The sequence below is a fragment of the Kribbella caucasensis genome, assembly GCF_004361855.1.
Classification (GTDB): Bacteria; Actinomycetota; Actinomycetes; order Propionibacteriales; family Kribbellaceae; genus Kribbella; species Kribbella caucasensis.
In genome coordinates this window covers 242,151-255,232 of the sequence record NZ_SNWQ01000002.1, presented here as the reverse complement: position 1 = coordinate 255,232, position 13,082 = coordinate 242,151, and the positions used below count along the sequence as shown (strand labels likewise).

General features: G+C 68.6%; 13 protein-coding genes and 1 tRNA gene. 1 reads left to right on the top strand and 13 read right to left on the bottom strand.

Annotated elements, in window-relative coordinates; all coding sequences use genetic code 11:
• Window positions 1-12 precede the first annotated feature (12 nt).
• From rpmE to EV643_RS05315, 12 genes are all read right to left on the bottom strand, one after another.
• Window positions 13-219 (bottom strand): 50S ribosomal protein L31, encoded by a 207-nt coding sequence (gene rpmE / locus EV643_RS05375; protein WP_133798831.1) that lies wholly within the window; start codon window positions 217-219, stop codon window positions 13-15.
• 119 nt (window positions 220-338) lie between these two features.
• Window positions 339-2,531, bottom strand: coding sequence for a transcription termination factor Rho (gene rho / locus EV643_RS05370; protein WP_202869401.1), 2,193 nt, complete (start codon window positions 2,529-2,531; stop codon window positions 339-341).
• Between the two features lie 307 nt (window positions 2,532-2,838).
• On the bottom strand, window positions 2,839-3,813 hold the full coding sequence (gene thrB, locus EV643_RS05365; protein WP_238165377.1) for a homoserine kinase: 975 nt from the start codon (window positions 3,811-3,813) through the stop codon (window positions 2,839-2,841).
• Window positions 3,813-4,877 carry a threonine synthase gene (gene thrC, locus EV643_RS05360; protein WP_133798829.1) on the bottom strand — a complete coding sequence of 355 codons (1,065 nt, stop codon included), beginning with the start codon at window positions 4,875-4,877 and terminating at the stop codon, window positions 3,813-3,815. Before thrC ends, thrB begins: the two co-directional genes overlap by 1 nt.
• Before the next feature lie 3 nt (window positions 4,878-4,880).
• A complete protein-coding gene (locus EV643_RS05355) occupies window positions 4,881-6,173 on the bottom strand; it encodes a homoserine dehydrogenase (RefSeq protein WP_133798828.1) in 1,293 nt (430 codons plus the stop codon).
• Between the two features lie 150 nt (window positions 6,174-6,323).
• Entirely contained in the window at window positions 6,324-7,739 is a 1,416-nt protein-coding gene (gene lysA, locus EV643_RS05350; RefSeq protein WP_133798827.1) for a diaminopimelate decarboxylase, read from the bottom strand.
• Window positions 7,736-9,394 carry an arginine--tRNA ligase gene (argS, locus tag EV643_RS05345; protein WP_133798826.1) on the bottom strand — a complete coding sequence of 553 codons (1,659 nt, stop codon included), beginning with the start codon at window positions 9,392-9,394 and terminating at the stop codon, window positions 7,736-7,738. Before argS ends, lysA begins: the two co-directional genes overlap by 4 nt.
• Window positions 9,395-9,456: 62 nt before the next feature.
• A complete protein-coding gene (locus EV643_RS05340) occupies window positions 9,457-9,873 on the bottom strand; it encodes a type II toxin-antitoxin system VapC family toxin (protein ID WP_238165376.1) in 417 nt (138 codons plus the stop codon).
• Entirely contained in the window at window positions 9,870-10,115 is a 246-nt protein-coding gene (locus EV643_RS05335) for a FitA-like ribbon-helix-helix domain-containing protein (protein ID WP_133798825.1), read from the bottom strand. The genes EV643_RS05340 and EV643_RS05335 overlap by 4 nt, the downstream gene beginning before the upstream one ends.
• Window positions 10,116-10,179: 64 nt before the next feature.
• Window positions 10,180-10,680: a hypothetical protein gene (locus EV643_RS44020; protein WP_166665314.1), complete on the bottom strand. Its 501-nt coding sequence runs from the start codon at window positions 10,678-10,680 to the stop codon at window positions 10,180-10,182.
• Window positions 10,681-10,739: 59 nt separating this feature from the next.
• Window positions 10,740-11,297, bottom strand: a complete 558-nt coding sequence (locus EV643_RS05320; RefSeq protein WP_238165375.1) for a hypothetical protein — start codon at window positions 11,295-11,297, stop codon at window positions 10,740-10,742.
• A gap of 51 nt (window positions 11,298-11,348) precedes the next feature.
• Window positions 11,349-11,543, bottom strand: coding sequence for a PspC domain-containing protein (locus EV643_RS05315; RefSeq protein WP_133798822.1), 195 nt, complete (start codon window positions 11,541-11,543; stop codon window positions 11,349-11,351).
• Between the two features lie 231 nt (window positions 11,544-11,774).
• Between EV643_RS05315 and EV643_RS05310 the strand changes: the two genes are divergently transcribed.
• A tRNA-Arg gene (locus tag EV643_RS05310) sits at window positions 11,775-11,846 on the top strand.
• A 329-nt stretch (window positions 11,847-12,175) separates the two neighbouring features.
• Here the strand turns inward: EV643_RS05310 and EV643_RS05305 are convergent.
• Complete coding sequence (locus tag EV643_RS05305) at window positions 12,176-13,012, bottom strand: trypsin-like serine protease (RefSeq protein ID WP_133798821.1); 837 nt, start codon at window positions 13,010-13,012, stop codon at window positions 12,176-12,178.
• Between the last annotated feature and the right edge of the window lie 70 nt (window positions 13,013-13,082).

Below are 13,082 nucleotides of genomic sequence, written 5' to 3'. Positions count from 1 at the left end.
GCGGTGGGACGGCTACTTCTTGGCGTAGCGCTTTTCGAACCGGGCGACGCGGCCGCCGGTGTCGAGGATCTTCTGCTTGCCCGTGTAGAACGGGTGGCACTGCGAGCAGACGTCGGCGTGGATGACGCCGTTCTCCGCGGTGGAGCGGGTCTGGAACGTCGCGCCACAGGTGCAGGTCACCGTGGTCATCACGTACGTCGGGTGGATGTCGCTCTTCAAGGGATCTCCTAGGTCTCAGGTGTCCCGGGTCGTCCGCGGGCGCAGACGTGAACCGGAACCGACAGACAAGTGTGCCACGGGCGGGCTCTCACATACCAATCAAGCCCGCCCCGGCCTCTTTAGTTGCCGTCGTCGGTGTTGCGGCCGCCGGCCGACGGGGTGGTCTTGTTGACCTGGAGCAGGAACTCGATGTTCGACTTGCTCTCCTTGAGCTTGCCGATCAGGAGCTCCAGTGCCGCCTGGCCGTCCAGCGCGGACAGCACCCGGCGGAGCTTCCAGACCACCTGGGTCTCGTCCTTGCTCATCAGCAGTTCCTCGCGGCGGGTACCGGAGGCGACCACGTCGATGGACGGGAAGATCCGGCGGTCGGCGAACTCGCGGCGGAGCCTCAGCTCCATGTTGCCGGTGCCCTTGAACTCCTCGAAGATGACCTCGTCCATCTTGGAGCCGGTCTCGATCAGCGCCGTCGCCAGGATGGTCAGCGAGCCGCCGTCCTCGATGTTGCGGGCCGCGCCGAAGAACCGCTTCGGCGGGTAGAGGGCGGACGAGTCGACACCACCGGACAGGATCCGGCCGCTCGCCGGGGCCGCGATGTTGTACGCACGGCCGAGGCGGGTGATCGAGTCGAGCAGGACGACCACGTCGTGGCCGAGCTCGACCAGGCGCTTGGCCCGCTCGATCGCCAGTTCGGCGACCGTGGTGTGGTCGTCGGCCGGGCGGTCGAAGGTCGACGCGATGACCTCGCCCTTGACGGTGCGCTGCATGTCGGTGACCTCTTCAGGCCGCTCGTCCACCAGCACGACCATCAGGTGTACTTCGGGGTTGTTCGTGGTGATCGCGTTCGCCAGTGCCTGCAGCACCATCGTCTTACCGGCCTTCGGCGGCGACACGATCAGGCCGCGCTGGCCCTTGCCGATCGGGCTGACGATGTCGACGATCCGGGTGGTCAGCACACCGGGCTCGGTCTCGAGCCGGAGCCGCTCGGTCGCGTACAGCGGGGTCAGCTTGTTGAAGTCCTGCCGCTGCTTGGCGATCTCCGGGTCCGACCCGTTCACGGTGTCGATCCGGACCAGCGGGTTGAACTTCTCCTTGCGCTCACCCTCCTGCGGCTGCTTCACCGCACCGGTGATGGCGTCGCCCTTGCGCAGGCCGTACCGCTTCACCATCGACAGCGCGACGTACACGTCGTTCGGGCCGGGCAGGTAGCCGCTGGTCCGGACGAAGGCGTAGTTGTCGAGCACGTCGAGGATGCCGGCGGCCGGTACCAGGACGTCGTCGTCGCTGACCGTCGGCTCCGGGTCGAACCGCTCGCCGCGGCCCCGGTTCCGGCTGGTGTCGCGGCCGCCGGTGTCGCGGCCGTCGCGGGTGCGATCCCGGTCGCGGCCGCGGCGACGACGCCTGCGTCCATCGCCCTCGTCACCACGGTCGTTCTGCCGGTCGTTCTGGCGGTTGTCGCCCTGACGGTCGCCCTGGCGATCGCTCTGCCGGGTGTCGCCCTGGCGGTTGTCGCCCTGGCGGTTGTCGCGCTGGTTCTGGTCGCGGTTTCCGTCCCGGTTCTGGTTGTCCCGGTTCTGGTTGTCCCGGTTCTGGTTGTCCCGGCCGTCGCGGTTCTGCTCGCGGTTGTCGCGGTTCTGGGTGTCGCGGTTCTGCTCGCGGTTCTGGTTGTCCCGCAGGTTCTGGCCGTCACGGTTCTGGTCGCGACCGTCACGCTGGGTTTCCCGCTGGCTGTCGCGGCCGCGGCTGCGGTCCCGGCCACCATCGCGGCCCTGGCCATCGCGGTTGCCCGACCGGTTGTCGGTCTGCTCGGCCTTCTCGGTACCGGCGGTCTCCACCACCGCGCCGTTCTGGGCGGCGACCTGCGGCGCCGGCTGCGTCTCGACGGACGCCTGAGCCGCGGACGCCTGAGCGGCGGGCGCCTCGGCTACGGACGCCTGCGGGGCGGAAGCCTTGGGGGCGGAAGCCTGAGCGGTGTCCGTCGCGGTGGCACGGGTACGGCGGCTGCCGCTCTCCCGCACCGGAGCCTCGGCCTTGACTGCCACCGGCTCCGCGGCCGCCTCGTCCAGCGTCGGCTGACTCGACCGCGAGCGGGTTCCGCTCGTCGAGCCGCCACCCGCCTGGGCGGCCTTGATCGCCTCGATCAGCTGGCCCTTGCGCAGCGCGCCGGTGCCCTTGATGCCGAGCGTCCCGGCGAGCTGCTTGAGCTCGGGGAGCAGCATGCCTTCGAGGCCGCCTCCGGCCTTGCGACGGCGCGTGGTGGCGCCGGCATCGGCCGGCGCAGCAGCGCCGCTGGAGGCTTCTACAGTTTCTGTCACGTGAGGTCCTTCCCACACGGATGGACGATGTCCTGAAAGGCTCATCGCCCGGAATCATCACCCACGACCGACGAAACGGCGACGTGGGCACAAGGGCTCTCGGTCGATCTGAGTCCCCCGGAAATCACCGGCGCAGGCGGCGCAAGTTCAGTTCACAGGAGGGTCGCCACGTGACACCTGGGTGCCGGGACACAGCCCGGATCGCGACGAGAGTTGCCGATCGCCTGGAGGGGATCGGGTGAGTCGAGACTAGCACCACTCCGGGTCCAACTGAGACTCGGGAGGTATAACGCGTGTCAGATCCGGATCATTCCGCCGACGGCGAACTTTCGCCGGCCACCTCACCTGACCAGACCTGTACACCGACTGGATCGACCTCGAGCTCGTACCGCGCCCACCCATCGGGCGCCGCAGGCAGTGAACCCGTCGGCACCGCAGGGATCCCGGCAGAGGTCTCACCTGGGCCGCCCAGGACGAGAACTGTCGGACCCGCTCCACCGATCACCGCCGGCCAATCGCTCCCCCTCAGTTTGTGCATCAACGCAAGGCTTTCCGGCATCGCCGTGGCCCGGTACTCCTGGTGCAGCAGGTCCTCCGTCGCCGTCAGCAGCAAGTCCGGCCGAGCGGTCACGGCCGCAACCAGTAGCGCCGCTCGCCCGGCGTTCGCGGCCGCTTCACTGTGCGGTACGACGTCCGGCAGCAACCCACGAGCCTCTTTGGTCAGCACCTTCGTCTGCGGCACGTAGACCACACCACTCAACCCCGCGACAGGCTCCAACCGGATCGCCCGGCCCGTCCCCGCCTCGATCCAAGCAATCGTGAATCCACCGAGTGTCGCGGCCGCGACGTTGTCCGGATGCCCCTCGATCTCTCCTGCCAGCGCGACCACGCGATCCCGGTCCAGCGGCGTACCGGTGAGCCCGTACGCCGCGGCGATGCCGCCGACGATCGCGGCCGACGACGACCCCAGGCCACGACCGTGCGGAATCCGGTTCTCGCAACGCAGGGTGAAACCGGGCACGGACGCGCCGAGCGACTCCAGCCCGGCCCGGATCGACTGAACGACCAGGTGAGACTCGTCGAGCGGTACCTCGCCCGCCCCCTCACCAACCACGTCGACGGTGACCCCGGAACCACCCGCGGTCACCGTCAGCTCGTCGTACAGGGTGAGGGCGAGGCCGAAGGCGTCGAAGCCGGGACCGAGGTTCGCGCAGTTCGCGGGCACCCGGACCCGGACGGACGCCGGTCCGGATCGATCCGACGCCATCAGATCAGGCGCCATCAGATCAGTCCGGCGACGCGGGCCACCTCGTCGGTGTCCGCGGCGGTCACCGGCGTCTCGACGGGCAAGGCATACGACAGCGCGGTGTCGATGTCCTTCAGGCCGTGACCTGTGACAGTGATCACCACTGTCTGCCCGCTGTCGAGCCGGCCGGCCGCCTTCGAAGCCAGCAGCCCGGCCACACCGGCCGCCGACGCGGGCTCGACGAAGACACCTTCATGGGCGGCCAGATCACGCTGGGCGGACAGAATCTGGTCGTCGCTGACGGCCTCGATCCGGCCACCCGACTCGTCCCGGGCGGCCTCGGCGAGCGTCCACGAGGCCGGGTTGCCGACCCGGATCGCGGTGGCCTTGGTGTCCGGGTGCTCGACGATCGCGCCGCGCACGATCGGAGCGGCCCCTTCGGCCTGGAAGCCCCACATCTGCGGCGTCCTGGTGGCCAGGTTGTCCTTCGCGTACTCCAGGTAGCCCTTCCAGTAGGCCGCGATGTTGCCCGCGTTGCCGACCGGCAGGAGATGGAGGTCGGGCGCGTCACCGAGCGCGTCGCAGACTTCGAAGGCAGCGGTCTTCTGGCCCTCCAGCCGGGCCGGGTTCACCGAGTTCACCAGCGCGACCGGGTAGGACTTGTCCAGCTCGCGAACGATCCGCAGGCAGGCGTCGAAGCCGCCGTCGATCGACACCAGCTTCGCGCCGTGCACGATCGCCTGGGCCAGCTTGCCCTTCGCGATCTTGCCGGCCGGGATGATCACCAACGGCAGCAGGCCCGCGCGGACGGCGTACGCGGCGGCCGAGGCGGACGTGTTGCCGGTCGAGGCGCAGACGACGGCCTTGTCCCCGGCCTCCGCGGCCAGCGAGATCGCCACCGTCATCCCGCGGTCCTTGAACGACCCGGTCGGGTTGTTGCCCTCGACCTTCAGCCAGACCTCGCAGCCGGTCTGCTCACTGAGCCACTGCGCGGCCACCAGCGGCGTCCCGCCCTCGCCGAGCGTGACTACTGGGGTCTCACTCGTGACCGGCAATCGGTCCCGGTACTCCTCGATCACGCCCCGCCACTGGTGGGCCATGGCTCATTCTCCTTCAACCCGCATGACACTGAGGACTTCTCGGACGATGTCCATTTCACGCAAGGTCTCTACGGTTGCGGACAGCGCGGCGTCGGTGGCGGTGTGTGTGACCACCACGAGCTGCGCATCACCACCCCGGCCCTCCTGGCGGACGGTCTGGATCGACACGTCGTGCTCGGCGAACGCATGCGCCACCGCCGCCAGTACACCGGCCTTGTCGGCCACGTCCAGCGACACGTGATACCGGGTCAGCGCGTCCCCCATCGGCCGGACCGACCGCTGGGTGTACGACGACTCGCCGACCCCCGGCACACCCTTGAGCCGGTTGCGCGCGGCGGACACCAGATCCCCGAGGACAGCACTGGCCGTCGGGGCGCCGCCGGCCCCACGACCATAGAACATCAGCTGGCCGGCCGCCTTGGATTCCACGAAAACGGCGTTGAACGCGTCGCGGACGGACGCCAGCGGATGGGTCAACGGGATCATCGCCGGGTAGACCCGGGCGCTCACCGAGTCGGTCGCCTCGTCCAGCTCGCAGATCGCCAGCGACTTGACCACGCAGCCCATCTCGCGGGCCGAGGCGATGTCGGTCGCCGACACCTCGGTGATGCCCTCGCGATGCACATCCGCGATGGAAACCCTTGTGTGGAAGGCCAAACTCGCCAGCAGCGCGGCCTTGGCGGCGGCGTCGAATCCCTCGATGTCCGCAGTCGGATCCGCCTCGGCGTACCCGAGTGCCTGGGCCTCCTCGAGCGCCTCGTCGAACCCGGCGCCGGTGGAGTCCATCTTGTCCAGGATGTAGTTCGTGGTGCCGTTGACGATGCCCATCACCCGGGTCACGTCGTCCCCGGCCAGCGACTCGCGCAATGGACGCAGGATCGGGATCGCACCGGCGACGGACGCCTCGAAGTACAGGTCGCGCTGGTACTTCTCGGCGGCGGCGAACAGGGCCGGGCCGTCCTCGGCGAGCAGCGCCTTGTTCGCGGTGACCACGGAGGCGCCGTGCTCGAGCGCGGTGAGGATCAGGCCGCGAGCCGGTTCGATCCCACCGATCACCTCGATCACGATGTCCAGGTCGCCGCGCGAGACCAGGGCCTGCGCGTCGGTCGTGATCAGCGAAGGGTCCACCGCGATATCCCGCGCGCGCCCGGGCCGGCGTACGGCGATGCCGGCGATCTCCAGCGGCGCGCCGACGCGGGCGGCGAGGTGCTCGGCCTGGTCGGTGAGGATCCGGACCACCTCGGTCCCGACGACGCCACAACCCAGCAGCGCAACCTTGAGGGGTTTCTCGTTCACAGGGGCATGTCTCCTAGTCCCGTGCAGTCGCGAGCATGTGCTCGGGGGTGTGGCTCGGTGTGCTGGGGTGAAGGGCTCGATGCGGAGCATCGTGACCTTTGCACCAGTGCAGCGAGGTGCGCCGCCGAGTGCAGCGCAGCACGCACGGGGCTAGGAGACATGCCCCTCAACTCCCATGTCCAGCATCAGCAGGTCGTCTTCGGTTTCCCGGCGTACGACGACGCGGGTGCGACCGTCCTTGACCGCGATCACCGGTGGCCGCGGTACGTGGTTGTAGTTGCTCGCCATCGACCTGCAGTACGCCCCGGTCCCCGGTACGGCGATCAGGTCGCCCGGGGCCAGGTCGGACGGCAGGAACTCGTCCTTCACCACGATGTCACCGGACTCGCAGTGCTTGCCGACCACCCGGGCCAGCGTGGGCTCGGCATCGGAGTACCGGTTGGCGATGGTGCAGGAGTAGTCCGCGTCGTACAGGGCGGTGCGGATGTTGTCGCTCATCCCGCCGTCGACTGACACATAGGTGCGCTCGGCACCGTAATCGAGCGCGACCTGCTTGACCGTACCGACCGTGTAGACCGTGCAGACGGCCGGTCCGACGATCGCGCGGCCCGGTTCGATCGACACCTTTGGTACGTCGACCTCCTGCGCGCGGCACTCGTGCTCGACGATCTTGCCCATCTCGGTTGCGAGCTGCGCCGGGTCCGACGGGTCGTCCTGGGTGGTGTACGCGATCCCGAAACCACCACCGAGGTCGAGCTCCGGCATGTCGACGCCCAGCTCATCGGAAACCCTTGCGTGCAAGGCGATCACGCGCTTCGCGGCCACCTCGAAACCGGATGAGTCGAAGATCTGCGAGCCGATGTGCGAGTGCAGCCCGAGCAGGTCGAGCTCGGGTGCTTCGTTGACTCGGGCAACGGCTTCATAGGCGGCGCCGGAGGTGATCGAGAAACCGAACTTCTGGTCCTCGTGTGCGGTCGCGATGTACTCGTGGGTGTGCGCCTCGACGCCCGCGGTGACCCGGACCATCACCGGTGCTATCGTGTCGCGCTCCCGGGCCAGCTCGATCAGCCGGCTGATCTCGTGCAGGGAGTCGACGATGATCCGGCCGACACCGGCGTCCAGCGCGCGGGCCAGCTCCTGCTCGGACTTGTTGTTGCCGTGGAAACCCAGTCGCTTCGGATCGGCGCCGGCCCGGAGCGCGACCGCGAGCTCGCCACCGGAACAGACGTCGAGGTTGAGCCCTTCCTCCATCACCCAGCGAACGACCGTCGTACACAGGAACGCCTTGCCGGCGTAGTACACGTCGAAGTCCTTGAACGCATGCTTGAACGCCCGGGCCCGGGACCGGAAGTCGTCCTCGTCCAGCACGTACGCCGGGCTGCCGTGCTCGGCGACCAGGTCACGGACGTCGACACCACCGACCACCAGCGAGCCCTCGCCGGTCTTCTTCGCGGTGTGCGACCACAGCGACGGGATGAGATCGTTGACGTCGCGTGGGGCCCGGAGCCAGGACGGGCCGCGGTGGCCGATGTCCGCGTGCAGGGCCCCTGCCTCGTGCGCCCTCACATCCGCTCCGGAGCGGAGACGCCGAGCAGGTCGAGCCCGTTGGCGAGGACGGTCCGGGTGGCGCCGACCAGGGTCAGCCTGGCCTTGTGCACCGGCTCGACCTCCTCGTCGCCGCGCGGGAGCACCCGGCAGCTGTCGTAGAACTTGTGGAACGCGGACGCCGTGTCCTCCAGGTAGCGCGCGATCCGGTGCGGTTCGCGCAACTCGGCCGCGGTCGCCACGATCCGCGGGAACTCGGCCAGCGCCCGGAGCAGGTCGCCCTCGCGCTCGCGGCTGAGCAGGCCCGGGTCGAACTCGTCCAGCTTGATCCCGAGATCGTCGGCGTTGCGCAGGATCGAGGCCAGCCGGGCGTGTGCGTACTGCACGTAGTACACCGGGTTCTCGCTGACCTGGCGGGTCATCTCCTCGATGTCCAGGGTCAGCGGGGAGTCGACCGGGTAGCGGCACAGCGTGTACCGGAGCGGGTCGACGCCGCCCTCCTCGACCAGCTCGGCCAGCGTGACGATGGTGCCGGCCCGCTTGGACAGCTTCATCTCCTCGCCGCCCTTGAGGATCTTCACCAGCTGGCCGATCAGGATCTCGATGTTGTGCTCGGGGTCGTCACCGGCGCAGGCCGAGATCGCCTTCAGCCGGTTCACGTAGCCGTGATGGTCCGCGCCGAGCATGTAGATGCAAACCTCGAAGCCGCGCTCGCGCTTGTTCACGTAGTACGCGGCGTCGGAGGCGAAGTATGTCGGCTCGCCGTTGGTCCGGATCAGCACCCGGTCCTTGTCGTCGGTGAAGTCGGTGGTCCGCATCCAGAGCGCGTCGTCCGCCTCGTACAGATGGCCCTGCTCGCGGAGCTTCTCGATCGCGTGGCCGACGCCGTTCTGCTCGTGCAGGCTGCGCTCGGAGTACCAGACGTCGAACTTGGTCCGGAAGTGGTCGAGCTGAGCCTGCTGCTCCTTCAACTGCCGCTCGTACCCCGCCTCGCGGAACGCCGTCGCCTGCTCGTCTTCCGGCAACGTCAGGATGTCCGGGACCTCGTCGACGATCTGCTTGGCGAGGTCGAGGATGTACTCGCCGTGGTAGCCGTCCTCGGGGATCTTGTGGCCGTGCGCGGCGGCTTGGAGGCTGGCCCCGAACTTCTCCATCTGGGCGCCGCGGTCGTTGATGTAGAACTCGCGCGTCACCACCGCACCGGCCTTGGCCAGCACCCGGGCCAGCGCGTCACCGACGGCGGCCCACCGGGTGTGCCCGAGGTGCAGCGGCCCGGTCGGGTTGGCCGAGATGAACTCCAGGTTGATCGCCTGACCGTGCAGGCTGTCAGTACTCCCGTACTCCGGGCCGGCCTCCAGGATCTGCGCGGCCACCTTGCCCTGGGCATCGGCCGCGACCCGGATGTTGATGAACCCCGGCCCGGCGATCTCGACCGCGTCGATGGCGTCGTCGTCGGTGAGCTTGGCCGCCAGCAACTCGGCGAACTGCCGCGGATTGAGCCCGGCCCGCTTGCCCAGCTGCATCGCCACGTTCGTCGCGTAGTCCCCGTGCTCGGGGTTCTTGGGCCGCTCCACCTTCAGCTCGCCCGGCAACCCACCGTCGAGCGCGATGCTGCCGTCGTCGACGAGCGCGGTCAGGGCCTGCAGGATCTTCTCAGCGAGCTGTTCCGGAGTCACCGCCTCAGCCTAATGGCCCCCGCCCCAAACCCCCGACCCACCATCCACAGCCCGGTACGCGGTCACTCCCAGGGATTCACCACAGTGATGCCGGTCTCGGCGAAGTCCTTCGTGGTCCGGGTCGCCAGCGTGGCGTCCACCACCCGGCAGATCGCGGCGATCTTCGCATCGGACGAACCGATCGGCAGACCGATGCGCTCCCGGCCGACCGCAACCTCCGCATAGAGCGCCGCGGCGTAGGCATCGAATGGCAGGATCGCGTCTACGCAATCCATGAAGACCTCACCTACCTTTTCCGACAACCGGGTCTTACGCCGCCCGGCCGGCAGCCGCTCGATGCCGTGCCGGATCTCAGCCACCGTGATAGCCGTTGTGTACAGCCCGTTCGGGCGCCGCGCCTCGTACCAACGCGTGACGGCTTGGTCCGGCGTCGGCTTCATCAGTTCAGAGGCGACATTGGTGTCGAACACGACGATCATTCGTCGAACTCCACTACCCGGATCGTGCCCTCCCGCGGCGGAATGTCCAGATCGACTCCACCGAGTTCGGCGGCGCTCTCGCGCAATCTCGTCAGGATGTTCTTGGGTTCATCTTCGGCCCCGACCGCCTCGACGATGATCGCCCGTACCTCTGCTTCCATCGACCGGCCGTGCTGCGCGGCCCGGATCCGTAGCCGCTGCTTCACGTGATCATCCAGATTACGCACGGTGATTGCCGCCATCCGCCACCTCCACTGCTCTCAGCGCTATCGATGCTATCACTGTCAGCAGCTGCTCGCGTGGTGTTCAGGCGGGGCGGAGGTGGAGGATGGCTGTTTCGTTGTTGATGGCGACGGTGGTGACCTTGAGGTTGTTGAGGCGAAAGTCGAAGCCGGGCTGCTGGCCGCCGGCGCTGACGCTGGTGTTCGCGGTGCTGCCGCCGAAATCGACGCCGGTGGGTGCGACGCGGCTGACGACGAGGGTGCTGAAGCCGGCGACGCTGCGCTTGACGGGGACCCGGGAGCCGGTTTTGACGTAGATCTCGCAGACGGCGTCGCGGCAGGACTGGTAGTTGTACCCGTCGGCTGCCCGTGGGCCTGCTGGCTTGGGCTTCGCCGTCGGCGTTGGCTTCGGGGTAATTGGGGTTGGGGTGGGCGTTGGCGTGGGGCTTGGGGTGGGCGTGGTGGCGGTCGGCGTACTGGCTGTGGGTGTGCTGACGGCGGTGTTTGAGGCTGGGTCGGGGTCGCCGGAGCAGGCTGTCAGGGTCGTGAGCAGTACGGCGGCCGTGAGGATGGTGCTGGTTCGCATGGGATCAGCCAACCGCAATCGGGGACCCGGGGTGGCGGGGTGTCACCCTCCTGCCACGGTCAGTGGGTGGCCGTGACCTGGATGAGGCTCTCGCGGACGAGCTTGGTGTCCCAGCCGACCGGTTGACCGTTGAGCTGCACCTTGACCGAGCCGCACGCATCGCCGGCGCAGCGGCCGTCGTACCGGACTCCCCAGAGCTCGAAGAACTGTTTGAGGGTCGGGCGCTCCGCGACGGTCTTCGCCTCGACGTACACGAGTCCGTCCGTGGAGTGCGTGTGGATCGCGGCCTGCTCGGCGCGGACCCGGTCGACGCCGATACCGGACGGGATCTCGACCAGCTTGCCGTCGACGGTGACGGAAAGCTTGACCGTGTACGGCGCCGGACCGCTGAAGTCGAGCGGCAGGCGTTCCATCCCGGCTTGGTCGATGTACGAGACCGCGTCGCGCGGGGCGTCCCACGGCGGCGGCCCGGACCGGATCTCGGCAGGCCCGGGCGGTGCGGGACCGACCTGGCAGGCGCTGAGTACGACGAGCAGACCCACGCTCAGTACGACGAGCAGACCTACCGGGGCGGCCGTGGTCCCCGCGCTCCCCCGGCGCCGGCTGCCTGCTCTCATGCAGAGCAGGTTTTCACGACCGGCCGGCCGGGTGAGTACGGGGTCGGATCGTCAGCGGACGCGGTCCTCCGACGGCATCAGGACCCACAGGACGATGTAGATCAGGATCTGCGGGCCGGGCAGCAGGCAGCTGACCAGGAAGATGAGCCGCATCGTGTTCGCCGACATGCCGAACCGGCGGGCCAGACCTGCGCACACACCGCCGATCCAGCGACCGTTCGACGGACGGACCAAAGTGCTTGCCATGAGGTCGGTTTTCCTTTCAGCTCTTGGGCTTACGACCACTATGACGTGTACCCGGACCGCGTCGATCCCACCACGCGGCACAGCCAGGGACCGTTCAGGGTGCCCCCGGTACGCCGCTCGGTGACGCACCCCGTCCGGCCGCTCCACGGAGTACCGGACACACGGACGCACGGCCCGGCCCCCGATTCGGGACCTGCCCGGTTTTCCTGCTACTGTTCTGCACGTTCCTGAGCCCCCGTAGCTCAGGGGATAGAGCACCGCCCTCCGGAGGCGGGTGCGCAGGTTCGAATCCTGCCGGGGGCGCACATCAAGACCATCCTGCCGCGCACAGAGCACCGCGCTGCGCAGACAGGCGGGTGCGCAGGTTCGAATCCTGCCGGGGGCGCGCGTTCGCTGGGCGTTTTGTGCCCGCGGAAAGCGCGGGCCCTGGCTCACGCGCCGTGTTTTCCGGGGGCCAAGCCCCCAGACCCCGGCCGGCGGGGCTTCGCCCCCGGACCCCCTCCTCGGTTGGCCGTCGCGGGCCACGAGATCGTTCGCTCAGATCGCCCAAACCTGCGACCTTCGCGGATGTATGTGCTTACGCGAGAGGCCGCTGGTGGGAAAGCCAGCTCTGACCTGATTGGCGGACCGGGTTAGATGAACTGCTCCAGGAAGGCCCGTGCGTACGGCGTGTCGACCCGCTGGTAACCGCCGGTCGCGTTGCACGTCAGCGAGTTCACGAAGGAAGAGTCACCGGCCACGTACCGGCCGAGGAGCACCGGCCCGCCGGAGTCGCCGAAGCAAGAGCCGCCGCCGGCCTTGGAGTCGCGGTCGTTGATCTGGAAGGTGACAACCTCGTCCTGCACGTTCTTGAGGAACGACGTGGTGAAGCGCCGCTCCGGCACGACGATCTGCGACTTCTTCGCGCCGATGTCAACGCCGTAGCCAACCAGGGTGAACGTCTCGTTCTTCAGCGCGCCCTGGTTGCCGTCGAGCGTGCCCACCGGAAGTAGCGGCGCCGGCGTGATGCCCGGCCACTTCGAAGCGGCCGGCGCGTTCAGCACCACGACGCCCTGGTCGTGCTGCTTGGAGATCGACAGCTTGCCGTCCCAGCCGGGATCGGGGTGTGCGGTGCCGGTGATGTAGTTCGCCGCGCGGGCCGCGCTCTCCTGCGGGGTGATGCCCGGCGCGAGCGGGTCGAGCGGCAGGTCGGTGTTGAACGAGACGAAGACCTTGGTCGCCGGGCTCGCGGCGGTGTCCCCCGTGCAGTGGCCCGCGGTGAGCACCACCGTCGGCGAGATCAGCGTGCCGGAGCAGCGGAACCGACCCGACTCGGTGGTGAACCGGACGACGCCGACGTTGGTGTGCACCTCATCGCGCTGCCCGCCGGTGATCGCCGCGGCCGGCTGCACGGTAAGCAGCATGCCGGCAACAAGCGACAGTGCGCTGAGAACGCTCGCCAGGCGGCCGATCCGAACTCGTCGCATCATGGACTCCCCTCACCCAATGATGACTCGCAGTATGGTCAGCCCCGGCGACAGGTGCAACACCGCACACCTC

What these genes read in the sequence shown, in the direction of transcription:
- thrB (WP_238165377.1), bottom strand. Translation starts at nt 3,813, where the DNA reads ATGGCGCCTGATCTGATGGCGTCGGATCGATCCGGACCGGCGTCCGTC.
- thrC (WP_133798829.1), bottom strand. Translation starts at nt 4,877, where the DNA reads ATGGCCCACCAGTGGCGGGGCGTGATCGAGGAGTACCGGGACCGATTG.
- EV643_RS05340 (WP_238165376.1), bottom strand. Translation starts at nt 9,873, where the DNA reads ATGATCGTCGTGTTCGACACCAATGTCGCCTCTGAACTGATGAAGCCG.
- EV643_RS05335 (WP_133798825.1), bottom strand. Translation starts at nt 10,115, where the DNA reads ATGGCGGCAATCACCGTGCGTAATCTGGATGATCACGTGAAGCAGCGG.
- EV643_RS44020 (WP_166665314.1), bottom strand. Translation starts at nt 10,680, where the DNA reads ATGCGAACCAGCACCATCCTCACGGCCGCCGTACTGCTCACGACCCTG.
- EV643_RS05320 (WP_238165375.1), bottom strand. Translation starts at nt 11,297, where the DNA reads ATGAGAGCAGGCAGCCGGCGCCGGGGGAGCGCGGGGACCACGGCCGCC.
- EV643_RS05315 (WP_133798822.1), bottom strand. Translation starts at nt 11,543, where the DNA reads ATGGCAAGCACTTTGGTCCGTCCGTCGAACGGTCGCTGGATCGGCGGT.
- EV643_RS05305 (WP_133798821.1), bottom strand. Translation starts at nt 13,012, where the DNA reads ATGATGCGACGAGTTCGGATCGGCCGCCTGGCGAGCGTTCTCAGCGCA.